The sequence below is a fragment of the Luteibacter sahnii genome (assembly GCF_034063545.1).
Taxonomy (GTDB): Bacteria; Pseudomonadota; Gammaproteobacteria; order Xanthomonadales; family Rhodanobacteraceae; genus Luteibacter; species Luteibacter sahnii.
The window spans coordinates 1-24,540 of sequence record NZ_JAQLOK010000008.1; the positions used below are offsets into that span (position 1 = coordinate 1).

General features: G+C 65.5%; 20 protein-coding genes. 9 read left to right on the forward strand and 11 right to left on the reverse strand.

Annotated features, from left to right (window positions below):
* Positions 1-218: IS3 family transposase (locus tag PI246_RS16230; protein ID WP_320552364.1), on the forward strand; the 218-nt coding region annotated here is incomplete at its 5' end.
* Positions 219-317: 99 nt separating this feature from the next.
* On the opposite strand, the gene PI246_RS16235 is transcribed toward PI246_RS16230, so the two are convergent.
* From PI246_RS16235 to PI246_RS16245, 3 genes are all read right to left on the reverse strand, one after another.
* A complete protein-coding gene (locus PI246_RS16235; RefSeq protein WP_320552365.1) occupies positions 318-1,166 on the reverse strand; it encodes an FRG domain-containing protein in 849 nt (282 codons plus the stop codon).
* A 387-nt stretch (positions 1,167-1,553) separates the two neighbouring features.
* Complete coding sequence (locus tag PI246_RS16240) at positions 1,554-4,481, reverse strand: type 2 lanthipeptide synthetase LanM family protein (RefSeq protein ID WP_320552366.1); 2,928 nt, start codon at positions 4,479-4,481, stop codon at positions 1,554-1,556.
* 71 nt (positions 4,482-4,552) lie between these two features.
* Positions 4,553-4,741 carry a DUF6229 family protein gene (locus tag PI246_RS16245; RefSeq protein ID WP_320552367.1) on the reverse strand — a complete coding sequence of 63 codons (189 nt, stop codon included), beginning with the start codon at positions 4,739-4,741 and terminating at the stop codon, positions 4,553-4,555.
* A 283-nt stretch (positions 4,742-5,024) separates the two neighbouring features.
* Between PI246_RS16245 and PI246_RS16250 the strand changes: the two genes are divergently transcribed.
* Positions 5,025-6,656, forward strand: a complete 1,632-nt coding sequence (locus PI246_RS16250; protein ID WP_320552368.1) for a cyclic peptide export ABC transporter — start codon at positions 5,025-5,027, stop codon at positions 6,654-6,656.
* Between the two features lie 16 nt (positions 6,657-6,672).
* Here the strand turns inward: PI246_RS16250 and PI246_RS16255 are convergent, their stop codons facing one another.
* Positions 6,673-7,827, reverse strand: coding sequence for an alginate export family protein (locus tag PI246_RS16255; RefSeq protein WP_320552369.1), 1,155 nt, complete (start codon positions 7,825-7,827; stop codon positions 6,673-6,675).
* A gap of 326 nt (positions 7,828-8,153) precedes the next feature.
* Here PI246_RS16255 and PI246_RS16260 point away from each other — a divergent pair, with 326 nt between their 5' ends.
* The 4 genes from PI246_RS16260 (at position 8,154) to PI246_RS16275 (ending at position 11,898) form a co-directional block, all read left to right on the forward strand.
* The gene (locus tag PI246_RS16260) at positions 8,154-8,627 is read left to right on the forward strand and encodes a nuclear transport factor 2 family protein (protein WP_320552370.1); all 474 of its coding nucleotides are present in this window, start codon (positions 8,154-8,156) and stop codon (positions 8,625-8,627) included.
* A gap of 32 nt (positions 8,628-8,659) precedes the next feature.
* Positions 8,660-8,851 carry a CPXCG motif-containing cysteine-rich protein gene (locus tag PI246_RS16265; RefSeq protein WP_320552371.1) on the forward strand — a complete coding sequence of 64 codons (192 nt, stop codon included), beginning with the start codon at positions 8,660-8,662 and terminating at the stop codon, positions 8,849-8,851.
* A gap of 91 nt (positions 8,852-8,942) precedes the next feature.
* Positions 8,943-10,172, forward strand: a complete 1,230-nt coding sequence (locus tag PI246_RS16270) for a PQQ-dependent sugar dehydrogenase (RefSeq protein ID WP_320552372.1) — start codon at positions 8,943-8,945, stop codon at positions 10,170-10,172.
* A gap of 79 nt (positions 10,173-10,251) precedes the next feature.
* Entirely contained in the window at positions 10,252-11,898 is a 1,647-nt protein-coding gene (locus PI246_RS16275) for an ArnT family glycosyltransferase (protein WP_320552373.1), read from the forward strand.
* Positions 11,899-11,995: 97 nt separating this feature from the next.
* Here PI246_RS16275 and PI246_RS16280 read toward each other — a convergent pair whose 3' ends face one another.
* Together PI246_RS16280 and PI246_RS16285 are read right to left on the reverse strand one after the other, a co-directional pair.
* Positions 11,996-14,908: a TonB-dependent receptor domain-containing protein gene (locus PI246_RS16280; protein WP_320552374.1), complete on the reverse strand. Its 2,913-nt coding sequence runs from the start codon at positions 14,906-14,908 to the stop codon at positions 11,996-11,998.
* Positions 14,909-15,574: 666 nt separating this feature from the next.
* On the reverse strand, positions 15,575-16,975 hold the full coding sequence (locus PI246_RS16285) for a carboxylate--amine ligase (protein ID WP_320552375.1): 1,401 nt from the start codon (positions 16,973-16,975) through the stop codon (positions 15,575-15,577).
* Positions 16,976-17,050: 75 nt separating this feature from the next.
* Here PI246_RS16285 and PI246_RS16290 point away from each other — a divergent pair, with 75 nt between their 5' ends.
* Together PI246_RS16290 and PI246_RS16295 are read left to right on the forward strand one after the other, a co-directional pair.
* On the forward strand, positions 17,051-18,067 hold the full coding sequence (locus tag PI246_RS16290) for a sialidase family protein (protein ID WP_320552376.1): 1,017 nt from the start codon (positions 17,051-17,053) through the stop codon (positions 18,065-18,067).
* A 67-nt stretch (positions 18,068-18,134) separates the two neighbouring features.
* Entirely contained in the window at positions 18,135-18,671 is a 537-nt protein-coding gene (locus PI246_RS16295; protein WP_320552377.1) for a YaeQ family protein, read from the forward strand.
* Position 18,672: 1 nt separating this feature from the next.
* Here the strand turns inward: PI246_RS16295 and PI246_RS16300 are convergent, their stop codons facing one another.
* From PI246_RS16300 to PI246_RS16310, 3 genes are all read right to left on the reverse strand, one after another.
* Complete coding sequence (locus tag PI246_RS16300; RefSeq protein WP_320552378.1) at positions 18,673-19,368, reverse strand: VIT1/CCC1 transporter family protein; 696 nt, start codon at positions 19,366-19,368, stop codon at positions 18,673-18,675.
* A gap of 35 nt (positions 19,369-19,403) precedes the next feature.
* A complete protein-coding gene (locus PI246_RS16305; RefSeq protein ID WP_320552379.1) occupies positions 19,404-21,143 on the reverse strand; it encodes a bifunctional sulfate adenylyltransferase/adenylylsulfate kinase in 1,740 nt (579 codons plus the stop codon).
* A 123-nt stretch (positions 21,144-21,266) separates the two neighbouring features.
* A complete protein-coding gene (locus tag PI246_RS16310; protein ID WP_320552380.1) occupies positions 21,267-21,437 on the reverse strand; it encodes a hypothetical protein in 171 nt (56 codons plus the stop codon).
* A 240-nt stretch (positions 21,438-21,677) separates the two neighbouring features.
* Here PI246_RS16310 and PI246_RS16315 point away from each other — a divergent pair, with 240 nt between their 5' ends.
* Positions 21,678-22,631: an alpha/beta fold hydrolase gene (locus PI246_RS16315; RefSeq protein WP_407069829.1), complete on the forward strand. Its 954-nt coding sequence runs from the start codon at positions 21,678-21,680 to the stop codon at positions 22,629-22,631.
* Positions 22,632-22,670: 39 nt separating this feature from the next.
* Here PI246_RS16315 and PI246_RS16320 read toward each other — a convergent pair whose 3' ends face one another.
* Positions 22,671-24,245, reverse strand: coding sequence for an asparagine synthase-related protein (locus tag PI246_RS16320; RefSeq protein ID WP_320552382.1), 1,575 nt, complete (start codon positions 24,243-24,245; stop codon positions 22,671-22,673).
* A gap of 85 nt (positions 24,246-24,330) precedes the next feature.
* Positions 24,331-24,495, reverse strand: coding sequence for a hypothetical protein (locus PI246_RS16325; protein ID WP_320552383.1), 165 nt, complete (start codon positions 24,493-24,495; stop codon positions 24,331-24,333).
* Between the last annotated feature and the right edge of the window lie 45 nt (positions 24,496-24,540).

The following is a 24,540-nucleotide window of genomic DNA, read 5'->3' on the forward strand; positions in this document are numbered from 1 at the left end:
CCAGCATGAGCCGACGGGGCAACTGTTGGGATAACGCCGTGGCCGAATCGTTCTTCAGCAGTCTCAAGAAAGAACGCATCCGCAAACGCGTGTACAAAACGCGCGATCTGGCCCGGTCGGATGTCTTCGACTACATCGAGGTCTTCTACAATCGAACCCGCCGCCATAGTCACCTGAGCGGTGTCAGTCCCGAGGCCTTTGAACGGGCGTCAGTGTGAGGCGGGCAAGTGTCTTAAATCTCGGGGCAGTCCAGTTTCCCTAACGCCTGTACCAAGCCGACCTGCGAAGCCGGTCGAGCTTGAATGAATTATTAGGCATCAAGCTCCAATGTGCGAGATGCATCCAGCATTCTTTGTGCCTTGAAAGCCCACAGCAAGAAGGTCTCCGTAGCCATTATCGTAAGACGGGGGCGGGAATAAGCTGTGAGGACTCAATGCCGTGCTGTTTCCTAGCCATTCAAGTGCATCCGTCAGATCAATTTCAAGAATCCCGCGAATCTGATCGCCGTAATCTGTGGGGCGTTGAACCGTATCGCCTTTGCGGCGAATGAGGAGCCCGTGCTGAGCATGAGGACGAACAAAAATCGATGGTGCTGCTATGCGAAGGTCAATTAGCTCGGTTCTTGGCCCAATGTATAGCCCAGGATGTTTCTCGTCAGTAGCGACAGCATCAGCGGCCACTAGCAGCACATAGGCCTTGCCAGTCGGATCTTTACGCGGCGAGCGACGCTCAAAGTTAGTATATTCGCCGCAAGGGCCAACCGATCTGGCGTTGTGACAGGCGAACCAAAGTGCAACCCAAATATTGTCAACTAGGTCAATCCAAGTTGTCTTGAGGCCGTAATGCTGCAACAGGGCTTCATGCGCATAGCTACCAGTAGATTTAAGTGGTCTTGAGAACTGCGTAATAGCGTTGTGGATGCGACCAATAGCCTTGGACACACTTCTATGGCTTGAAATGCCGCGGAGGGCTGTCGGTGAAAGTGTGCGATAGAGCTTGGATTCTCCGCGAAAGTACACAAGCTCAGCGTTCTTGCTGCCCCTGACATGCTTCAGATACCCAGCAGCCTGAATCAAAGCGTGTGTATCTTGCACATGAAAAATGAGTTGGCCTTGCGGGTTTGCAGCGGCGCTGTTGCCTCTTATGTTGAGTTTGCTCAACGGCATGCGGAACTATCCATGTGATGCCTAACACCAGAATTAAGCCGATCCGCGATCTGCATATTGCGCGCCCCAACTATCTTGTAGTCGGTTCCGTTGACCAGGTTATATCCAAAGCGCACTGTATGGCGCCCCCCTTCACACAGCGCGATATTATGGCTACCCGACACGTCGAACAAGTGGGCGTGTAACCGTACACAGCGAAGCGGTGTTCGGTCCGCCGAGAACGGCCGCTTCGGTGCGATTACAGACGATCTCCCTACCCCGATAACCATCTAATCAGCGACGCCGATCGAGTGGTTCGACTAAACCTGCGTATCCGAAGGTCCGGTGACAGCAGTTCTGCAACAACATGCCGAAAGCTTAAAAGCACCCCTTATCCACACAGCCCGCTTAACCCAGCGACGTAACGGAAGAGTCGCTACGCACACCCTCCCCGCTGGCCTGCTGCAGACAAGCCACCAAGCCAGACCCCACAAACCCAAACCCAACCCCCTCCCCCACCCCACACTCCATCAACAACGGCGAAGCCATATCGCTCTCCGGATGCATCCGATTCAACTGGTGAATCGACCCCGATATGCCGCTCATCAAACCCGGTGTAAACGCATCGCGTGCCAACCCGCCCACGATGCCGTGTTCCTCGATACTCGACAGGATGATCGCGATACCCGGCATATCCTCCGATGGCACCAGGGCGGGATCGATCCGGCGGGCGCGCATCAAGAGCTCCCACGTACTCAGGTCGCCGTGGCACAGCGTGTGGCTGTAACCCCACCCGCCCTTGACCGCGGCGCTTACCGCGCGTTGCAAGACGCTCAAGTGACGCGCTTGCCCGGTTCGGGCGTAAAGATCGCACGCGGCTAGACCGATGCCGACGCTGCCGTGGCACCACGTGTTGGCGAAGTCGCGGCTGTCGGGTTTGCGGACGTCGATCCAGTTGCGCCCCTCGTCGTCATAGAGCGATTCCTCGAAATCGAAGGCGCGCTCCGCGAGCGCGAGCCAGCGCTGTCGGTCGGCTGCCGTGCCGGCCTTGCTGAGGCCGAGGCGGGCCAGCGCCCAGCCGGTGCCGGTCGCGCCATGGGCGAACCCACCGATGGGCTCGCTGAAGATCGATGCGGGCCAGCGTGCCCCGCGCGCGTCGAGGATGGCCGTGGCCTCCAGCCGACGCCCTGCCCGGGCCGCCACGGCAAGCCACCGATCGTCGCCCGTGGCATCGGCCAGGTGCAGCAGGGGCACGATCGCGCCGCTCACGCCTTCCAGCATGTCGAACATCCGTTCGTTCTCGATGTCCCAACGTTCCATCCTCGCGCCCTGCGTGATGGCATGGGCCAGCATGCCGGCGTCCGGACAAAGGCCGTCGAGGGTCAGCCAGGTGAGCACCTGGGAGCCGAGGCCGATGAAGCCACCGATCGCTTCTGCGCCGTCGGTGTCTTCGGCCTTGCGTAGCACGCGCAGCACGCCGTCCAGCGCCTCGCTCACGCCGTCGACCTCGTCGACACGTCCGAGCGTCATCTCCCGCGCGTAACCCGCAAGGGCCAGCGCGATGCCTGACAGGCCTACGTAGAGGTTCGGTTGCAGGGTGCGCATCGTCCAACCGCCGCGCCCGAGGATCGGGCTGATCCACGTCATCGTGCCGTCGCGGCCGCGTACGGACAGCCGCAGCAACTGTTCGACGGTCGCCTTCGCCATTGCGCGGCGCCGCCGATCGAGGTCATCGGCATGCGGATGGTGGGCCGTCAGGTCGTAAGGCGATCGCTTGTCGTCGTTGAGCCGCACATTAAGGTGCGCGGTCACCAGGGCTCCGCGAATCGTCAGCTCTTCCATTTCCGGGCGCATGTCGAGCCACGCCTGGAACACCTCGTCGATCTGCGGCGGCTCCAGCACGTTGGCGAAGACGGGGATGTCGCCATGGCGCATGTCCTCGATTTCGCCCGCGATGGACGCCGCATCGGCCGGCGCGACCGGCGACACCGCGGCATTGCGCTTGAGCAGGTCGGTCGCGCGTGCGATGGCGGCCGGCTCGTCGTGAAGCGATGCCGGGTGCCAGAGCATGCGCATCACCTCGACATACGACTGCGTGGGCCGACGGATACGACGAATACGACTCCCCTGGAACGCGGCGACGCGTCCGGCGAGCGTGCCATCGCGATGCAGGGCGTCCAGGCGCGCGTTGAGTGACTGGAAGCCGGCGATGATGTCTTCCCAGAAACGGGAGATGTCCGGCTGGCGACAGGGATGATTCTTGGCCTCGCCCACCTCCACGTCGACGAGCCCGACGCGCGCCTCGCTCGTCCCGGCGTTGACGATCTCCGGACCGCGGATGGTCGGCTGCTCGCCCTGCAAGGCACCGATGGCGGAAATATCCACGCCGTCCAGGCCCAGCACAGGTGCGCGGAACGGCACCAACCCTGTGCGCAGTACCGATGAGCGAATGAGTGCCTGCGCCAGGTCGACGGCGTCGCCCTTGCCGGTAGGCGCCATCGGCGCTTCCGTAACGAAAAGGCTTTCCACGTCCACGATATACGGCACCGGTCCGCAGGCGATCAGGTTTTCGTGGTGGATGTCGGTACCACCCAGCAGGCGCATGACGGCCAGCCAGTGACCGATGTTGCGGTAGAACGCGACGAGCTCCGTGTCGTCCGCGCAGAAAATATGCTCGACGTAGCGTGTCCAGCCATAGTCACCGCGATCCAGCACGGCGGGCACTCGGATGCGCGGAGACACGTCGCCGAGCAAACCGTCGAGAAAGGTGTCCAGCGCCGCATCCACGCGCAGCGAGCGTGGTTTGTACATCACGATGCCGTGGGCGAAGGTCACGCGTGCGACCGTCTGGCCACCGTCATGGACGTCACCCTGGCCCATGTCGAGTGCGCGCAGCTCGCCCAGGGACTGCCCCATGAACGTCGCCAGCCGGTCGCGGTCAGCCACGAGACGGGACGCCAGGGTCACGATGCCCTGCCCTTGCTGCGCCAGGGCCCGTTCCAGGCGTGGCGCGAGCGCCGGATAGCGTTGCCGCAGGGCCAGCACGAAGTCAGGTCGGGTGGCCTTGGCCACGAACTGGGCGAACTTCGCCGGTTCGTCGCTGGCGGTGAGTTCGCCGGATAATTTCGCCGCGTGCAGTTCGAGCAGAAGCACGCGATTGAGCTTTCGTGCCGCGTTATCCAACAACGCACGATCGGCGCTGTCGATGAACACCGTCGTCTCGGCCGGTGCCAGGCCCGGCTGCGCGGCGAGTGCGTCGGCGAGTCGTCGCCTTACGTCGACGGTGAGAAACGCGATGATCGTGGCAAACGTATCGTTCGGCGTCGAGTCGGCCATGGGTGGAATCCGTGCGTCGGCCAAAAAAATAGCCGTGGGGGTTGGCCACGGCTATCGTTACTGCCCTTGGATCAGCAGCAGAACCCCGGCCGGGAGGCCGTACACGAGCTACAGTTGGAAACGAGTGCGATGTCGGTGCTGGTGAACGCAGCGATGGTGGTGGCATGCCCTTCGGTGTAAAGCGAACCCGCCGGGTTGTCATACCCATCGACGCTATCGGCACCACTCAACCAGCCAGCCAGGATCTTGTCGGTCTGCATATCGAGGTACTCCACGAAGTGTTACAGGCAGGCGCCCGAACGTCGCGCGACCCCACCGCTGCGGGCGCTTCGGCGGTGACGTCCCTGCGTTACCGAAACCAGCACGCAAGATCGTTCGACGGTCCCGCGGGGACGCGTCGTCGGCGAACATCTTGTCCGAAATGGCGCGCCCCGGAACCGACCATGCCGAATTTGCGTCTAACGTGGCGTACACCGAAGCGCTCTGGATGGGACAGTGCATGGGTGGGACCGGTTTCGTAGTTGCCATCCAACGGACGAGTCGATGATTCTCAAGCGCTTTCTTCGCCGGCATCGTGGTGCGTTGCTTGCCGCCGTCGTGCTGTCCGCCATGAGTGCGGTATCGACGATGGGCTTGTTGTCGCACATCAACCGGCTGGCGGCGAACGGGCTCCCTGCCCTGGGTGCCAAGCCGCTGGCGACCGGCATCGCCTGGCTGCTCGCACTCCTGGCCTCCAACGGCGCCTCGCAGTTCATCCTGGCGCGTCTGGGCGCGTCGCTCGTGGCGCAGTTGCGCGTGGACCTGTCCAATCGCTTCATCGACCTCGACTACGAGACGCTCGCCACGACGAAGCACTCCATCGTCGGCTCGCTGATCGAGGACGTGGCAAGCATCGCCCCGCTGGTGCTGGTCGCTCCCCTGCTCGCCTACAACATCCTGCTGGCGACGCTGTATGCCGGTTACCTCGCCAGCGTCTCGTTGCCGCTGCTGGGGATCCTGCTGGCCTTCCTGAGTTCGACACTGCTGGTGTCGCTCACGCTCGAGCGTTACCTGCGCACGCGTTTCGACCGCCTGCGCAACGCCAGCGATACGGTCTTCGAATACTTCCGCTACCTCAGCGACGGCAAGAAAGAGATGACGCTGAACGCCTCCCGGGCCACCTACGTGGCCGACGAGCTCCTGGGTCCAGCGATCCAGCGGGCACGCGCCCTGTCTGTCCAGGTCAACACCGGGCTGGGCGTCAACGAGGCCTGGTCGTCGGCGGTGGTCTACGGATCGGTCTTCGTCATCGTCTACCTGGGTTACGCGTTACTCGCGCTGCCGCAGGCAACGGTCGTCTCGTTCGTGATCGGCGCCTTGTTCCTCAGCGGACCCGTCGCGTTCATCGTGAGCGCGGCACGGCAGGTGGGCGTGGGCACCGCGAGCCTGCGTCATCTGCAACGCGTGGGACTGGATCTCGCCGGCGAAACGGCCGGGCGCGTGCCGGATGCCGAAACAGAGCCGCTGGACACCTGGGCGTGCATTCGGCTCGACCAGGTCGCCTACCGTTATCCGGGCGAAACCGAACCGCGCGTCGCCTTGGGTCCGGTGAGCCTGGAGATACGACGCGGCGAGATGGTGTTCATCGTGGGGGGCAACGGCAGCGGCAAGTCGACGCTTCTGCTTGTCCTGAGCTCGTTGCTCACCCCGCACTCGGGCCGGGTCACGATCGACGGCGTTCCTCTGAATGGTAACGTGCATCGTTATCGGGAGCGGTTCACGGGGGTCTTCGGCGACTTCTTCCTTTTTCCCCACGTCATCGATGCGACGGGGCGGCGCGTATCGGATGACCGTATCGCGCAGTGGCTGACGACGCTCGGGCTAGGCGCGCATGTGCAGGTCAACCAGGGCGAGTTGTCGAAGCTGACCCTGTCCACGGGCCAGCGCAAGCGCCTGGCCTTGCTACAGTGCTACGCGGAGGATCGCGAGATCTTCTTCTTCGACGAATGGGCGGCGGACCAGGACACCCACTTCCGCGACCACTTCTATCGCACGCTGCTGCCGGCGTTGAAGGCGCGGGGCAAAACCATCATCGCGATCAGCCACGACGACCGCTACTTCCACGTGGCCGACCGCGTCGTGAAACTCGACGGCGGGAAGATCGTCGAGGATGTTCGTCAAGCTGAGCTCACCTGACAGACGCGGACTCTAGCTACTCCGGCGCTTTCCCGTATCGATATTCCGCGATCACCCAGAATTTCCGCTCATCGACCCCATGGCGGTGGGCGCGATAGTCGCCGTACTGGAATTCCAGCGAGAATCCCCGACGTATCGCCATCGACACGCCCAGGTCGACTTCGTCGCCCAGCATCGCCCTGCCCCGCACCGGGCGAAAGTGTCGGTAAGTGACCTGCCACTGCATCGGCACGCCCATGTTCATGCTTCCGAGCAGGCCGACGTAACGCTCGCGCAAGCCTGCCTTGGGAATACGAAACGCCACGACCCACCCATTGAACGCGCGCGCCGCGCCGTAGGCCACGTTCACTGCCTCGCGGCCGTTGCCGTCGAGCGTTTCCTCGCCGGCACGCACCGACAGCGGCGCATAGCCGAACGTCACGTCGAACAGGTGATAGCCCAGCGTGAAATCGGCCGGGTTGTTGGCGTAGTCGTATTGACGAGCCATCTCGGCCGTCCAGCCGAGTGAGGGGCCGTTCTGCGCGAGAGCCTTTCGACCGGTGAAACGCATGCCCAGCGTCTTCACCGAGTTCGCGGCCACGGTGTCATTGCGCACGAGATAGCCGTAAGCGGTGAGCTTGCCCACCGGTAGCGCGTGCGTGGCGTGCAGCAGGTGGGCGTCGAGCTTCCAGCGGCGCTGGTTGCGATCGGGAAAATCGGCGCCCACGGTGCGATTGACCCGGCCATACCAGTGATAGTCCAGCGTGCTGCCTTGCCCCGCGTGCCATCGCACGCGGACGCCATCGAACGACTGCAGGTTCTGCCGCCAGCCGTTGTTGGCGAAAAACCGGCCGTTGTCGAGGTTCACGTATTGTCGGCCGATGCGCACGGCGATGCCGTCGCGGGTGTAATCGGCCCAGGCGTTGGTGACGCCGGTGGAGGCCGGGTCGGCCTCGGCGGGATACGGCGTGATCCGGATCGATCCGTCGTCGTATTGCTTGCCGAACAAGGACCACGTGCGGATCGCTTCGCCATAAGCGCTCCAGCCATCGCCGATCGCCCACAGGTAGCCGGCCTGGAGGCGCGCGGTATGGGCCTGGCCCCGTAACGGCTTGGCGTCCGAATGCAGGTTGCTGTAGCGATAGCGGGTTTCGAGGTATGGCGCGCTTTCCAGAGCGGCTTCAGCCGCCATGGCCGGCAACCCCGTCATCGACGCACCCGCGAGACCCACCCATGACCGCCACCACCACCGCTTCATCGACTATCGATCCTGCCCCGCGCTTGAGGCGCGACGTTAGGTGGGCGTTTGTGGCCGCGACAAGCGAGACGCTCATAACGCCTTGTGCCGTCAAGACTTGTTTACCAAACGCCCGGGGAACACGACGCGTCGTATGTGAGAAATATCGCAGCTTCATACCGGTGCGATTCAACGCACGACACGCACGGACGGTCGCCTTTCACTGGCGACAACCGGGGATGGCTGGTGTGCTTGGGCCTCCCCTCCCACGGCTACCCGCCATGAAACTCACCCCGCTGCTGCCGTTCGCGTTCATCGCGCTGTCCACCCCATTCCTCGGCGAGGATACGTCCCGGGCCGAGATACAGACGGTCGTCGATCGTTTCCAGGCCGCCATCAAGGCGCATGACGGCGCCGCGCTCGGTCGGATGTTCCTGGCGGGCAGTACCGCCTGGATCACGGCGCTGGGCCCCGGGGCGTTACGGAACGTGCGTGAGAAACACCCGGAGGCGCCACCGTATAAGCAGGGTACCTGGCAGGCATTCACAGCCTATGTCAGTCAGGCCAGCGAACCGATCGAGGAGCGCTTCCACAACGTGCGTATCGACACCGACGGTACCGTGGCATCGGTGTATTTCGATTTCGAATTCGTCGCCGCGGGCAAGGTCGACAATCGCGGCGCCGAAACCTGGCAGATGCTGCGCACGCCCGATGGCTGGAAAATCGTCGCGATGCTTTACTCCTCGAACCTCTGATGGGGTGGTCGCTCCTGCGCTAGACTCCCCGCATGACCGAATTTACCGATATCGCCTGCCCCTACTGCGGCGAAACCATCGAGGTTGCCGTGGACGTCTCGGCCGGTAGCCAGACCTATACCGAAGATTGCCAGGTGTGCTGTCGCCCGATGGTCATGCGGCTGGTGGTCGACGAGGGCGACGACACCTTTTCGCTCGCCGCCTCCAGCGAAAACGACGGCTAGGCACCCACCGGCCCGGGGGCGTGGATGTCGCCGTCACATGGCAGGAGCCACTCTCCGGGTCGATATCTCCCGGTCAATCAGAGGCGAGACGATGCGCACCCCGACGAAGCTAGGCCATGGCGTTCTCCTGGCGACCCTGCTCACGAGCGCCGCCCAGGCACAAACCAATGCGGGCGACCAGAAACCGGACCCGGACCTGCCCTTCAAGGTGTCCCGTGTGGCGAGTTTCGAACTGCCCTGGCGCATCGCGTTCCTCCCCGATAGCCGCATGTTGGTGACCGAAAAGGTCGGCCGCCTCCAGCTCGTCACGCCCGAGGGCGCCAAGACGGAGGTGAAGGGCGTGCCGGCCGTCTATTTCGAAGGCCAGAACGGCATGCTGGGTGTGTTCCTGTCGCCCCACTACGCCACCGACCATAACGTCTACCTTACCTATGTCGCGCCCGGGCAGTACGGTGGCGGCCTCGCCATGGGGCGCGGAAAACTCGTGCTGGACGGCGACCAGGCCCGCCTGGACGACTTCAAGGTGCTCTGGCAACAGATGCCGACCGGCAAGGGTGGCCAGGCCGGCGCGCAGATCGCGTTTGCACCGGATGGCAAATCCCTTTTCCTCACCGTGGGTGACCGCCAGCGCTTCACGCCCGCCCAGGATCCCGACCAGCCCGTGGGGAAGATCCTGCACCTGACCCTCGACGGCAAACCCGCGCCGGGCAACCCGTGGGCCGGCAAGGAAGGCGCCCGGAGCATTCCGCTGATCGATCCGGCCAAGGACACCGAAGCGGCGAAGACGGCACCGGTCGTGAGCACGTATACCTTCCCCGGCCCCAACCTCACACCGGCCGAAACCTGGTCGATCGGCCACCGCACGCCCTATGGCCTCGCCTTCGCGCCGAACGGGCAGCTCTGGGAGCTGGAGCATGGTCCACGCGGCGGCGACGAACTGAACCTGATCGAGAAGGGCAAGAACTACGGATGGCCGCTGGTCTCCTACGGCGTCAACTACGACGGCGTGCCCGTTCCCAGTCCCGATACGCGTCCCGACCTCGTCAAACCCGTCATCTACTGGGTGCCGGTCATCGCACCAGGCAATCTCATGTTCTACAAGGGCCACCTCTTCCCCCAGTGGAACGGCAGCGCCCTGATCAGCGGCCTCGTCAGCATGGGCCTGATCCGCGTCACGGTCGACGGCAAGGGGGGCGCCAAGGCGGTGCAGCGCTGGAATCTCGGCAAGCGCATCCGCGACGTCGAAGAAGCCCCGGACGGCTCGTTGTGGGTGCTCGAGGACGCGTCGTCGGGCGGGCTTTATCACCTCACGCCGAAGTGATCCGATAACGCGTCATCCCGGTGCGCCGACGCGCGCGGGGTGAAAGCAACCGGAAAACCTTCCTCGCTAGGGTGCGCGCATGTCTTCGCGCCCCCTGCTCTCCATCGCTACCCTCGGACGCTGCCTCGGCCTGCTGGCCCTGCTCGCCCTGCGCGTGCTCACGCTCAGGGCCTATCCCCTGAATTCGGACGAACCGCAGCACGCGCACGTGGCCTGGAGCATCGGCGAGGGCGCGCTGCCCTATCGCGACGTGTTCGACAACCACGGGCCGTTGTTCAGCGCGATCTACGCACCGCTGATGCATGCGCTGGGCCCGCGCCCGGACATCCTTGTGTGGCTGCGGCTGGCGGTGGTGCCGTGGTACCTGCTCGCCCTGGTGGCGACCTGGTACATCGCGCGCCGGCTCTACTCGCGCGGGGTGGCCGACGCCGCCGTGGCATTGACCGGCCTGGCCTACGTGTTCTTCGTCAAGATGGGCGAATTCCGTACCGACGACCTGTGGACGGCGCTGTGGCTATGCGCGCTGGCCGTGGCCGCGCATGCCGGACGGTGGAACGGGCGTTGGCTTATCGCGGGCGTGCTCCTGGGCGGGGCGCTGTCGGTGTCGCAGAAGACCGTGCCGTTGTCGTTGATGGCTCTGCTGGCCGCCGCGTGCATATGGGCCGCGCCGTGCCGTGCGGACCCGAAGGGATTCCTCAAGCGTGGTCTCGCGCTTTTGGCGGGCGTCGCTGTCGTGCCGGGCGCGTTCTGGATCTATCTGGCGTTCCGCCACGACCTCGGCCCGGCCTGGTACAACCTGGTCGCTTATAACATCGCCCCCACGGGGGATCCCTCGCACGCGTGGCCCAAGGTGCGCTTCGCGCTGCTGGCCGCCGCGATCGTCGGCGTGGTGGCCACGGGCCTGCGCCGTGCCGGCCCGGTCGATCCCTCGGCCCGTTGGCGTCTTTTCGTGGGGCTGCACGGCGTGCTCTTCGGGTCGTTTATCTGGCTCGCGTGGCCCTTGCCGACCGATCAGGACTTCCTGCCCATCATCCCCACGCTGATCGTTTGCCTCACCGGGCTGGTGAGCCGATCGGGCGTGCTGTCGCAGGCGCGCGCCGTCGGCTTCGTGGCGTTGCTGATCGCGCTGGAACTCGTGTTGCTGGTGAAACACGCACCACCGTGGCACGACGCGCTGCTCTACAAGGAAGCACAGCTACGCACCGTGCTGGCCTGCACATCGCCGGACGACACCGTGATGGACGCCAAGAGCGGCGCGATCTTCCGGCGGCGGCCCTACTACACCGTGCTCGAAAGCATCGCGCTGCGACGCTTCAGGCATGGCCTGCAAGCGGAAGACATCGCCCCCGCGCTCGTCGCGCAGCACACGATGACCGTGATCGAAGACCGTTTGCCCCCGGCGACCCACGTCTTCGTCGCGCAGAACTACCTGCCCGGCATGGCCAACGTGTTCATGGCCGGAAAAACCGTGCCCGAGGGCCGTGCTGCCCGCGGGGTCGACATCGTGCTCGCCGGAAACTACACCGTGACGGACGGGGCGCGCGAAGTGCCCGTCTCGATCGACGGCGGACCCGCCAGCTCGCGGTGGCCGCTGTCGGCCGCGCGCCATGCGGTGGATACGCCGTACGCGAAGCCCTTGTTGCTGGTGTGGACGCCCGCGTGGGTGTGCGGGTGGCGGCCGGCGGTGGTCGAGGTGGCGCAGCCGGAACCGGTCAGGGCGTCGTGATCCATTCGGTCACCAAGCACCAGCGCGCGAGGCGCGCTCCTGCGAAACGAAAAGGCCGGCAGAGTACGCCGGCCTTTTCGTGTGTCCCACGCCCTGATCAGTCGAGCTTGTAGTCGAACGTGAGGAACATTTCCCGGCCGTTGTACTCGCTCGCGGTCTGGCCCGTGGTGACGAACTCGAACCCGCCAGCGTAGTAAGGAATCGTGCTGACCTTGTTGAAGATGTTCGACACGGTGAACTTCACGTGCGTGTCCGGGTTGATCTGCAGGCCGATCGAACCGTTCCACGTGATCCACGCGGGCGTGTGGCCCTTGTAGGTCGTGTCGGGCACGTTGACCTGGTTGCCGTCCTGGGTGACCTGGCAGATGCCGGTGGCCATCGTCTCGCCGCCGTGCGGCACCGTGACCATGCCCGGCTGGATGCCGTTGGGCAGCACGTTGCAACCGTCGTAGTTCGGGGCGCGCATGCGGCCGTCACGCACGCCAGAGATAGAGACATTCCACGGGCCCTTGGTCCAGTCGGCGATCCAGGTGATGCGGCTGGCCACGTTCTGGTAGCGGGTGTTCTGCAGTTCGTCCGAGGCCAGCACGCGCTGCTTGTACGACAGGTTGTCGGTGTAGTTGATGCCGGCGCGGAAGTTGCCGTAGTCGTCGGTGTGGAACTTGTAATCCAGCGATGCGTCGATGCCGCCGACGTACAGCGAGGCTTCGTTGATCGGGCCGGACTGCACCGAGATGATCTGGCCGTTGGCGTCACGCTTCACCATCTGGGTGACCATCTGGCAGTACGCCGAACCGGCCACGTGCGCCGTGTAAGGCGACAGCCCGGAGGTGCCGTTCGGCTTCACGCCGGTCAGGCAGCCCGCTTCGTCGGCCAGCACGGTGTCCTGGCCGAGGTACTGGATGGCGTTGTCCACGCCCATGTGCCAGTAATCCGCGGACACGGAGAGGCCCTGCACGCCCGGCACCTGCCACACGAAGCCGTAGGTCCACGAGTGGCCGGTCTGCGGCAGCAACAGGCGGCTGCCGTTGGTGTAGAGCGTGTAGTACTGCGAGTTCGGGCGCTGCACGTCATTACACCACGTGCTGTTGTTCTGCCCGGCCTTGATCGCGTTCACGCACTGCAGCGGATCGGCGTAGAAACCCACCGGCGAGGTCGAGCCGGTCAGGTAGATGGCCTGCATGTCCGGCGCCTTGAAGTTGGTGCCGTAGCTGCCGCGCAGGAGGAGGCCGTCGTACGGACGCCACTCCAGGGCCGAGCCCCAGGTACGGGCCACGTCGGCCCGGCTGGCGTCGTTGTACTTGTCCAGGCGACCGGAGATCGTCCAGACCACCGAGTCCAGCACCGGCACACGGAACTCCGTGCCCAGCGAATAACGCTGGCGGGTGCCCGCGCCGGTAAGGTAGGCGCCGAACGGGTTCTGGAAGGTCGACGGATCAGCCGCACGCGGATCGGGCGAGAGCTTGAAGCCGTTATGCGCGGCTTCGAGCACCGCGGCCCAGCCCACCGACTCCTCGGCCCAGGGCAGCTTGAACAGGTCGCCGTTGAGGCGCAGCTGTGCCTGGTCGAGCCACGACGACGAGGTGTTTTCGCCGGTCACGGCAAACTGGTTGTACTGCTGCGGCGTGATCGGGTTCCAGAACTGCTGCCAGTTGAAGGCGTAGATCGGCAGGCCGTCCGCCGTGGTGCCCTGCTGCTGGCCGAGGAAGAAATTGCTCGTGGCCTGGGCGTTGTAGCCGGTGAAGTCTTCGCGAACGGTGTACTTCTGGCTGTTGAGGTTCAGGTCCCAGTTGAAGCGGCCATCGAACACGGTACCGCGCAGACCCGTCTGCAGGTTCCAGTTGAGCTCGCGGTCGTGCGTGTTGGCGGTGACGCCGATCTCTTTCTGGGTGAGCTGGCGGATGACCTGGTTGACGGTCTGCCCGGTCGTCTGATCGTAGAACGGACCCGCGCTGAAGACGTTCAGCTGCGTGTTGGAGATACCTACGGTCTGGTAGAGCGCGGCCGAGCCGTAGAGCTGCATGCCGTTCTGGAAATCGTACTCGCCCGACACATAGCCGTTGTTGCTGCGGCTGCCCGGGGTCAACACCCAGTTCTGGAACAGCGCCGGCTGCGCGCAGTAAAAACCGTTGTCGTTGACGCCCGTGATCTGGGTGCCGTTGGTGGTCACCGAATGCGATTGGGCCAGGCGCGAGTTGGTGAACTTCTCGCAGGTGCCCGACGGCGGCGTGATGTAGTGGCCATTGGCGTCGGTGGCCGACAACGCGATGGAACCGGCGGCGTCGTACTGGTAGCCGAACTGGCGTGCGGCCGGGCCCCACGAGCCGTAGCCGGCATCGGCCACGGAATCCTGGTAGGGCCGGTCCATGCCCCACAGCGCGGTGCGGTTGGACTTCTCCAGGTTGTACGTCACGTGCCAGTTGCTGCCGGCCCGGCCGCCGAAGAAGTTGATGTCGCCATAGGCCCGACCGCCGCGCGTCGCGCCGCCGCCGGTCACCTGCAGGTCGTCACCCTTGTAGTTCTTCTTCAGGATCACGTTCACCACGCCGGCCACGGCGTCCGATCCGTAGATCGACGAGGCGCCGGAGGCGAGCACTTCGATGTGATCGATCATCCCGGTGGGGATGTTGTTGTAGTTCTGGAAGTTGCTCTGCTTGTTGAGCGGCTGCGGGTAGTCCACCACGCGATGGCCGTCGATCATGAGCAGGCTGAAGCCCGGGCCGAGCCCGCGCAGGTTCACGGAGCGGGCGTTGACCGAGCTGGAACCCCAGGCGGCCGAGTCCGACACCTGCTGGCCGACCTGCGGCAGCGAGTCGAGGAACTCCCACAACGTGGTGTAGCCCTGCTTCTTGATCTCTTCGCCGGTGATGGTGACGACCGGTGCGGGGCCTTCGACCTCCACGCGCGGGATCATCGAACCGGTGACGGTCACGGCCTTGAGCTCGACGGCCTTGTCGGGTTTGCTGGCGTTACCTGGCGGGGTGGCGTTGTCAGGCGCGGTTTGCGCCATGAGATGAGGTGCCCAAAGCGCGAGCGCAACGGAGCTGGCGATGATTCCACGCCGGAAAACGGTTCTATTCACTGGTCTCCCCCACAGGAGCGATCGATGTTTAAGGTAGTGCCGAGCCCGCCCGGTTCCCCTGGCCCTTGCTCGGGCTATCCGCAAGGCAGTGCATATAAGAATGAAAATTTCATATATGTGACGCCAGCGTTATAGGCCTAATTACAATCGATGCAAGTTGCATTGCAACAGGAAAATCTTGCGATTCAAGAAGTTGCGAATGAATGCGAAAGGGAGTTGAAAGGACTGCTTCAGATGTCACTGGCGTAAGTTCATAACTAAGGTTCGAAATACCGTATAAATTATTGAAATACATATTTATATATATGACGAATCCAAGTCGCAGGACGTGGCATGCGTCGGTAAAATCTTCATGCCGTTATTTTTTGCGAAGCACGGATTCGGCCCTCTTTCGTACCACCGAGGTCGCGCAAAAGGCATCGTAGGCAGGACTTGGGCGACGACATGTCGTCAATGCCGGGAGCCCGCTTGCACGACACGATCGCTTCGCGCCGGGATAGCGGAAACCCCAACCTCTCAACACCCCGTCGCACCGGCGCAGGCCGGTGCCTACGGCCCCGGTGGTCGGTTATCGCGCCGCTGGTGGCCGTAGCGTCAGGATCGCCGAGGGCTCTTCGAACGCACGGCCTGGGCCGGCCCCATGCGTTCAAGGCGCTTTCGCACCAAGCCGCCCAGCACGTGCAGCGCGGGACCGGGATCATCCAGCCGGAACACATGCAGGTCGGCGCGGGCCCATTCGAAGGCCGCGCGCACCCGCCCGGCAACGCCAAGGCCGGGCGTGCGGCCCAGGCTCGCCAGGTCGTGGTAGAGATCGATGCACCGCTTGCCGACGGGATAGCGTTCGACCGCCGCCGGCACGGGCTGCCCGAGCGCGTCGCGCCACGCCATCTCGCACACGTTTACCCCGCGGCGCGCGGCGAACTCCACGTAGGTCCACGCGCGCGTGTTCACCTCCAGGATGCGGAACACCCCGTCACGCGGATCACGCTTGAATTCCGCGCTGAAGATGCCCCGATAGCCCAGCCCGTCCAGCAGGTGTCGTACATGCCCCACCGCCTCGCCGACGTCGGCGAGCGGGATCGAGCGCGAGCACGAACTGTTGCCGAAGTCGGGCGGCGACATCCGCACGCGTTGCCTCGCGAACAAACCGGCGTACTCGCCCTTCCCGTCGCGGAACCCGTCGATAAAGACGTGTTCCGTCGCCGGCCCCGGCAGGTATTCCTGGGCCATCAACGAGAAGCCTTGCGCATGCAGACGGGCCCAGGTCTCCCGAAGCTCGTCGCGGCTCTGCACCCAAACCCCTTTCACGCCCACGACGTCGCTGAAACGCTGCGAGTTCACTGGCTTGATGAAGACCCGCTGTAACGCCTCCATCGGCACGGCGGCCACATCGCTCAACGAGCCGAGGTGGAACGTGCGTGGATGGGGGATGCCTGTCGCGGCAAGATGCGCGGCGAACGCCGCCTTGTCCTGCAGCAACGCCTGCACGCCGCGGGTCGCCGTGGATACCGCGAAGCGGCTGCCCAGGTCACTGGACGGCAACTCGGACAGCCATAGCGCCGCGTCGTCGGCGCCCGGGATCAGCACGGCGCGGTCCAGCGGCATCGCACGCAGCGCGGCCATGGCCGACGGGCCCGGCCGGCCGGCCCACGGCGCGCCCGGCGGAGGACGGAACCAGCGCGATCGCGTGGCGAGGTCGTCCGGCGGGCACGCGACGTAGGCGGGAATGCCAGCCAGTGCGAGGCTGCGCAGGATGCCGAGCGCGGTGGCTCCCTGCCCCATCACGATGGCCGGGACGCATCTGGCGTCGACGACGTTCATAGCTTTCCCCTGATGCGCGCCGCCGTAACTGGTGACGAAGGCATTACAGCCCAGCGAGCCGAACGCGGGCAGTCCACCGGACGGTCTATCCCGCGGTCGCGCACGTACGTCGATCGAGGTACGGCCGTAGATTCCTGCGGACGCGTAGCGCATCGCGATGCCATCGGGCAGCATGCGACACTGCCGGCCTTCCTTGTTCTGGATCCTGTTGCCATGATGTTCAAGCGTCGCGCGCGGTGGACGTGTTTCGTGACCGCCCTGCTCCTCGTGCCATCGATCGCGGCCGCCACCCAGGCGTCCGCCCTCGTCAGCAGCGAATTCGTCGGCGCGCGCCAGACGACGCCGCAAAGCCACGCCGCCACGCTGGCGCAGACGCCCGCGGGGCTGGTCGCCGCCTGGTTCGGGGGCAAGCACGAGCGTGACCCGGACGTGGGCATCTGGGTGTCGCGCCGGCAGGCCAACGGCTGGTCCGAACCGATCGAGGTCGCCAACGGCGCCCAGCCGGACGGCACGCGCCTGCCCACGTGGAACCCCGTGCTGTTCCGCACCCATCGCGGTTCGCTGATGCTGTTCTACAAGGTGGGGCCCGATCCCCAGCACTGGTGGGGCATGCTCATGACGTCCATGGACGACGGCGCGCACTGGTCACCGCCGCGTCGACTGCCCCAGGGCATACTGGGGCCGATCAAGAACCCGCCGGTGCAACTGGCCGACGGCACTGTCGTCAGTCCATCGAGCACCGAGGGCGACCATTGGCGCGTGCACGTCGAGCGGTCGACCGACGAGGGCGCGACCTGGCAGGTGGTGTCGCCGCCCATGGGGCCGCAGCCTATCGAAGCCATCCAGCCGGCCCTCCTTCTGCATCGCGACGGGTCGCTCCAGGCGATAGGTCGCACGAAGCAAGACAAAGTGTTCAGCACGGTATCGCAGGATGGTGGCCGCACATGGACGCCGATGCGGCTGCTCGACCTGCCCAACCCCAACTCGGGGATCGACGCGCTCGTGCTCGCCGACGGCCGCTCGCTCATCGTCTACAACCCCACCTCGCATGGGTCGCAATGGTGGGACGGTCGCGGCCAGCTGGCAGTGGCGATATCGAAGGACGGTCAACACTGGCATAAGGTGCTCGACCTGGAAGACACCCCGGGTGCGGAGTTTTCCTATCCCACGGTCATCCAGACGTCGGACGGTCTCGTGCATGCCGTCTACACCTGGAAACGTCAACGGATCAAGCACGTGGTCATCGATCCGCGCCGCCTCGATTGAGGCGCGCGGGCGTGCCTGGGCCCGCTCGTGTAGGCTTGGCGGCCGACATCGACACGCGGCAGTTCTCGTGGCACTCAAATCGACCATCTTCAAAGCCGACCTGCAGGTCAGCGACATGGACCGGCATTACTACCAGGGCCATGCCCTGACCATCGCCCAGCACCCGTCGGAAACCGACGAGCGGATGATGGTGCGCGTGCTGGCCTTCGCGTTGCATGCCAGCGACACGCTGGCGTTCGGCAAAGGGCTCAGCGCCGACGACGAGCCGGACCTGTGGCGCAAGGAACTCACCGGCGAGATCGACCTGTGGATCGACCTGGGCCAACCCGACGAGCAGCGCATCCGCCGCGCGGCCGGCCGGGCCCGTCGCGTGATCATCTACACGTACAGCGGCCGGGGCGCCGAGGTGTGGTGGAAGAAGATCGCGCCCGCGATCGCGCGAACCAAGAACGTATCGGTGATCGACGTCGATCCAGCGACGGTCGAGGCGCTCGCGGCGATGACGCAGCGGACGATGCAGATCCAGTTCATGGTGCAGGACGGCCACGCCCAGGTGATCAGCGGCGACGCGGTGGTGCCGGTGGCGCTGACGACGCTCGCCTGAGTCAGGCGGCGCCACCGAAAAGCATGCCGACACCGGTGGTGACCGCCATCGCCAGCGCGCCCCAGAGGGTGATGCGCATCGCACCCGTGCGTCGGTTCGCTCCGCCCGCATAGGCGGCCAGCGCGCCCAGGGCGGCCAGGAAGACCAGCGCGGTCACGAAGACCCACGGCAGAAGGTGGCTCGCGGGCGCGAGGGTAACGACGACGAGCGGCAACGCGGCCCCCGTCGCAAAGCTTACGGCCGAGGCCATCGCCGCCTGCAACGGGCGGGCCTCGAGCGTCTCGGTGATGCCCAGTTCATCGCGCTTGTGCGCACCGAGGGCATCGTACGCCATCAATTGCTCCGCGACCTGGCGGGCCAGTGCGGGCTCGAGACCTCGCCCGACGTAGATCGCCGCCAGTTCGCGGCGCTCGCCTTCCACGTCGGTCTGCAGTTCCATGGTTTCGCGCGCGAGTTCAGCGTTTTCGCTGTCCGCCTGCGAGTGCACCGACACGTATTCCCCCGCCGCCATCGACATGGCGCCAGCGACGAGGCCGGACATGCCCGCGATCAGGATCGCCGACGAGGACGCATGCGCGGCCGCGACGCCCATGACCAGGCTGGCGGTGGACACGATGCCGTCGTTGGCACCGAGCACGGACGCCCGCAGCCAGCCGATGCGTTCGGTGACATGACGTTCGCGGTGGCGTGAGGCCATGGGGTGGCTCCTGGGCGTCAGGGTTTGAGGGCTCATTAAACGACGAGCCCCCGGCGCGTCATCTCGGCGACGATACGCGAGGCGAGTTCGGCGGGGCTGGCGGTGTCGCCGTCCAGGGTGAGGTCGGGGCGTTCGGGTATCTCGTAGGGATCGCTGATACCGGTGAACTGCTTCAACACCCCGGCCCGCGCCTGCGCATAGAGACCCTTGGTGTCGCGCGCCTCGCACACGTCGAGCGACGTGCTTACGTGGACTTCGATGAAATCGCCTTGTGCCTCGACCGTCTCGCGGGCCTTCGCGCGATCCTCGGCGTAGGGCGCGATCGGTGCGCAGATGGCGATGCCGCCATGCCGGACCACTTCCGCGGCGACGTAGGCGATGCGCAGCACGTTGGCCGCGCGGTCGCTTCGTGAAAAGCCCAGCCCGGCCGACAGGGTTTTCCTCACTTCGTCGCCGTCGAGCAGGCTCACCCGCCGTCCCGTGTGTTCGAGGAGGTAGCCCATGAGCGCCTGGGCGATCGTCGACTTTCCCGCGCCGGAGAGACCGGTGAAAAACACCGCGCACCCCCGGCTGGACGGCTGGGGAAAGCGCTCCCTGAGGATCGTGTCCACCTCGGGGTAGGTAAACCACGGGGGCAGCGGCGTGCCTTGCCGAAGGTGTTCGCGAAGCTGCGTGCCGGAGACGTCCTCCGTCACTTCACCGGCGCGCAAGGCGTCGGTGGCAACGTAGGCGTCCCGTGTCGGCGAATACACCATCGGGGGAAACGGCAGGATGCCGATGCCCAGTTCGTCGGCGTGATCCATGAGCAGGCGCTGGGCCGCGAGCGGATCGTAGAAGGGTCGCCCGGAGGCGTCTTTACCCGGCCCGGCATGGTCGCGACCGACGATGAAGTGCGTCACGCCGTAATTCTTTCGGATGAGCGCGTGCCAAAGTGCTTCCCGCGGCCCGGCCATGCGCATCGCCAGCGGTAGCACCGCCAACGCCGCCATGCCTTCGGGATACCGTGACATCAACGCCCGGTAACAGCGCACGCGTGTGTGGGCGTCGATGTCGCCCTCCTTCGTGCGCCCGACCACGGGATGCACGAGCAGGCAACCGCCGACCGCGTCCATCGCACGGCGGGTCAGCTCCACGTGTGCCCGATGCATCGGGTTTCGCGTCTGGAACGCGACGATGCGATCCCATCCGCATTGGGCGAACCCGGTGCGCAAGGTGCGGGGATCCAGGCGCAGGTCGGTGAAGTCGTGATGCGCGGGAGCTTGAAGACCCCGCACACGCCCACCGAGATACACCGGCCCGCGCGCGAACACATCGTTTACGCCAGGATGACCGGCATCCCGCGTGCCGAACACCCGTTCGGCTTCGCGCCGCTTGTCGGGCCGGAAGACATCGCTCAGCGACAGGATCGCCAGCGCGGTGCCCTGGCCGTCGCGCAGCACGACCTCCTGACCGACCAGGAGGTGCGCGGCTTCGGCCTCCGACACGTCCAGGTCGATCGGCATCGGCCACAGCGTGCCGTCGGCCAGCCGCATGTGCTCGACCACGGCGTGGTAGTCGGCCTCGGTCATGAACCCCTGCAACGGGGAAAACCCGCCGTTGAGGAGCAATTCCAGGTCGCACAGATGACGGTGGTCGAGGACGATCGAGGGCATCGAACCGAGGTCGCGCCGCAGCGATGCCGCCTGCGCGGTCGACACATACAGATCCTCAACGACGCCGCCCCGTGGCTCGGCAACGCCGCGGGACGAGGCCCGGTCCATCACGTCGTGAGACATCGGGTGGTGTCGCTCCGCGGCCGAAGGAAGGTCATGGCGCGGAGGCTAGCACGCTCCTCCGGTCACACGTCCAGCCTGCCCGCCCGGACGGCCCGCGAAGGGCCGAACCGCTCACCCGTCCGGTCAGCCCCCACCGCCGGGATGCCGGGTACCGAACATACCGAGGTCGGTACTCTCGGCCACCTTCGGGTTGATCGCGCAGGCATGCGTGCCGCGCTGCAACGGGCCATCCAGGGATACCCCGAACGGATTGGCGGTGGTGTCGTCTCGCTTTCCCGCGGGTTGCTGTTCCATGAGAACGCTCCAAGGGCACGCCGTCGGATAACGGCACCCGCACGCTAGCATGCCGCTCCGATCGTGGCCGTGGTTTTCCGGCCAGAACGTCCGCGCCGCATGGACGTGCAATACGTCGCGTCGTGCCAGGGCGTCTAATCCGACGGCAAGCCAGGGTTTCGTCATCCATCATCGACTGGGAGAGCTCAGATGAGCATCATTGATACGAACGACATCGTCAGCGAATCGCGGCGCAAGGTCATGGTCGGCGCCGGTGCGGTGGCGGCGGTCTCGGTGGCCATGCCCCTGCTCGCGTCCGAAGGCGCCGCGCAGGCCGCCCCATCCAAGCCCGGTCACGGTGCGGGCCGTCACCCGAGCAGCGGCACGGTGCTGACCAAGGACGGCGTCGAGATCTTCTACAAGGACTGGGGCCCGAAGGACGCCCAGCCGATCGTCTTCCACCACGGCTGGCCGCTGTCGTCGGACGACTGGGACAACCAGATGCTGTTCTTCCTGCACCAGGGCTATCGCGTGGTCGCGCATGACCGCCGTGGCCACGGGCGTTCCACCCAGGTGGACGTAGGTCACGATCTGGACCATTACGCGGCCGATGCCTCGGCGGTGGCCGAATACCTCGACCTGAAGAACGCCGTCCACGTGGGTCATTCCACCGGTGGCGGCGAAGTCGCCCGCTACGTCGCGCGCTTCGGCCAGCCGCAGGGCCGCGTCGCCAAGGCCGTGCTGATCGCGGCCATCCCGCCGCTCATGCTCAAGACCGACGCGAACCCGAACGGCTTGCCGATGTCGGTGTTCGACGGCTTCCGCAAGGCGTTGCTCGACAACCGGTCGCAGTTCTTCCTCGACGTCGCCTCGGGCCCGTTCTACGGATACAACCGCGCGGGCGCCACGCCCTCGCAGGGCATCATCCAGAATTGGTGGCGCCAGGGCATGATGGGCGGCACCCTGGCCCATTACGACGGCATCAAGGCGTTCTCCGAAACCGACCAGACCGACGACCTCAAGGCCATCACGGTGCCCACGCTCGTGCTCGCCGGCGATGACGACCAGGTGGTGCCGTACAAAGAGGCCGCGGAACGCCAGGGCAAGCTGATCAAGAACGCCACGGTCAAGATCTACCCGGGCTATCCGCATGGCCTGATGACCACGCACGCCGACGTGATCAACGCCGATATCCTGGCCTTCATTAAGAAGTAAGGGCTTCAACGCGGCCCTTCTCCGGAAGGGCCGCTGCGTTCAACCGCTGGCCTGTCGGGCGCAACGCTCCAGCCACAGGAATGACGCGAATGCCGAGGTGGCCGGGTGCGCCCGCGTCTGGACGATCGTGTCCAGCAAGGCGATCGCCGCGTCGCGATCGACCAGGCCCAGGTCAGCCAGGGCACAATCACGCAGCTGCGTCGCGATGGCCTTGGCGTGTTTCGCCACCAGCGGCGGCAGCACGTCGGCGAATGTCTCCTTCATGTAGCCCTTGGGAAACACATCGGGCCCCAGGTGCATGTCGAGGTATCGCCGCATCACTTCGCGACCTTCACGGCTGCGTTTGGGCAAGCGGTGGCAGAACGCCGCCAGGTGCGGATCGCTCAGGGGATTGACCGGCCACTGGCCGTGCTTGAGCAGGTCGGGCGCACGGCAGGCGTGGGCCAATAGCGAGGTGACCGGCACGGGACTGGCCGGGGCGTCGAACATCGGACGACTGCGTGCGGCACCGAGGGCACGCGGGGTCATCAGGCCCTCCGCGTAGCTACGCGCGTCCCGCGCCCACACCGGTCCGTTGGCCGTCCGTTCGGACAGCTCGCCCACATACGCGGGGAACAACTCGTCGCCGCCGATGCCGGTGAACAGCACGTCGCGCCCGCGCTCGCGCGCAGTGGTCCACAGCGCCGAGCAGGCCTCCAGGTAGAACTCGCGGCTGAAACCATAGGGCTCGGGCGGCGGACGCAGGTCGAGCCCCGGCGGGTAATCGTCGATGTCGACGGTGCGATCGGCCAGGCCCAGGCGTTCGACGATGAGCGTGCGCCGCGTGACCTGGGGCGCGCGCACGGCGCCCTGGAGCAGGATGCCCTTGCTGTCGATGTTGGCATGCCGGCGCGTCAACGCCGTGGCGACGGTCGCGGAGTCCATGCCGCCGCTGAGTTCCAGCGACGTGCGCCCGTCTGCCCACGGACGCATCGACACCACCCGTTGCAACGCGTCTGCGAAGCGCGCAAGCGTATCCTCGCCATCGTCGGCCGCGGGCTCCGCGGCGGCGACGGCGTCGGGATAGCGAAAGCGCGCCCTGCCCGGCTCCACGTGCATCGATGCGCGCTCGGTCAGCATGACTACGCCGGTGTACAACTGCCGCGCCGCATACATCGTATGCAGCGCCAGCTGGTGGCTGGCGATTTCCAGGTCGATAAACGCCGGGCGATCCGCGAAATCGGCGGCATCCCAGGACAGCGTGATGCGGTCGTCCAGCACCCGGGCGTACACCGGCACCGAGCCGAGCAGGCCGGCACGGACACGCACCCGCTGCCCCGCCTGCGCGACTTCGACCATCAGGTAATCCAGCGGCCAGAGCAGGCTCGCCTGGTAGAGCTCGTGGAATGCGGCGTCATCGACCCCGTCGACCACATTGACCGCGTCGGTCGCGACCCGCCCGGTCGCCTGGCGTTCGCGCACCACCACGAACCATCGCCCCGCGCCACGCACGAACAACGATTCGAGCATCGGATGCGCGTGCGGTCGCAGATGGCTCGCCCCCACGGACACGCCGCCATCCACCCACGCGGGGTCGAACGACAGGTCGGATAACGCGATCTGGGCCTTGATCAACGGCGGGCTTCCTCAATGAAAAGCCGCCTCCGTGAGGAGGCGGCTTCGATGTCGACATCGTGTGGGGACGATGTATCCGACAGGCTCAGCCCCAGTCGCCGCCGCTATGCGTGGAACCGATGCGGCCGATGTCGCCGACGTCGTCGATTTTCGGTGCGTACTTGATCGCCGTCATGCTCGGCTGCATCGGCTCTTCCAACTGGATGTTGAAAGGGTTGGCGGCGCGCATAGCCTGGTCGAGCTTTTCCATGAGAACGCTCCAATGGTTGTGAGCCGCCACGAATTGACGGCGTCT

Bases quoted from the DNA above. Each gene is read 5' to 3' on its own strand.
- PI246_RS16270 (WP_320552372.1), top strand. From the start codon at position 8,943: ATGCGCACCCCGACGAAGCTAGGCCATGGCGTTCTCCTGGCGACCCTG.
- PI246_RS16325 (WP_320552383.1), bottom strand. From the start codon at position 24,495: ATGGAAAAGCTCGACCAGGCTATGCGCGCCGCCAACCCTTTCAACATC.
- PI246_RS16245 (WP_320552367.1), bottom strand. From the start codon at position 4,741: ATGCAGACCGACAAGATCCTGGCTGGCTGGTTGAGTGGTGCCGATAGC.
- PI246_RS16235 (WP_320552365.1), bottom strand. From the start codon at position 1,166: ATGCCGTTGAGCAAACTCAACATAAGAGGCAACAGCGCCGCTGCAAAC.
- PI246_RS16260 (WP_320552370.1), top strand. From the start codon at position 8,154: ATGAAACTCACCCCGCTGCTGCCGTTCGCGTTCATCGCGCTGTCCACC.
- PI246_RS16305 (WP_320552379.1), bottom strand. From the start codon at position 21,143: ATGTCTCACGACGTGATGGACCGGGCCTCGTCCCGCGGCGTTGCCGAG.
- PI246_RS16315 (WP_407069829.1), top strand. From the start codon at position 21,678: ATGGTCGGCGCCGGTGCGGTGGCGGCGGTCTCGGTGGCCATGCCCCTG.
- PI246_RS16285 (WP_320552375.1), bottom strand. From the start codon at position 16,975: ATGCTGCCCGATGGCATCGCGATGCGCTACGCGTCCGCAGGAATCTAC.
- PI246_RS16300 (WP_320552378.1), bottom strand. From the start codon at position 19,368: ATGGCCTCACGCCACCGCGAACGTCATGTCACCGAACGCATCGGCTGG.
- PI246_RS16250 (WP_320552368.1), top strand. From the start codon at position 5,025: ATGATTCTCAAGCGCTTTCTTCGCCGGCATCGTGGTGCGTTGCTTGCC.
- PI246_RS16240 (WP_320552366.1), bottom strand. From the start codon at position 4,481: ATGGCCGACTCGACGCCGAACGATACGTTTGCCACGATCATCGCGTTT.
- PI246_RS16280 (WP_320552374.1), bottom strand. From the start codon at position 14,908: ATGGCGCAAACCGCGCCTGACAACGCCACCCCGCCAGGTAACGCCAGC.
- PI246_RS16255 (WP_320552369.1), bottom strand. From the start codon at position 7,827: ATGGCGGCTGAAGCCGCTCTGGAAAGCGCGCCATACCTCGAAACCCGC.
- PI246_RS16310 (WP_320552380.1), bottom strand. From the start codon at position 21,437: ATGGAACAGCAACCCGCGGGAAAGCGAGACGACACCACCGCCAATCCG.
- PI246_RS16265 (WP_320552371.1), top strand. From the start codon at position 8,660: ATGACCGAATTTACCGATATCGCCTGCCCCTACTGCGGCGAAACCATC.
- PI246_RS16275 (WP_320552373.1), top strand. From the start codon at position 10,252: ATGTCTTCGCGCCCCCTGCTCTCCATCGCTACCCTCGGACGCTGCCTC.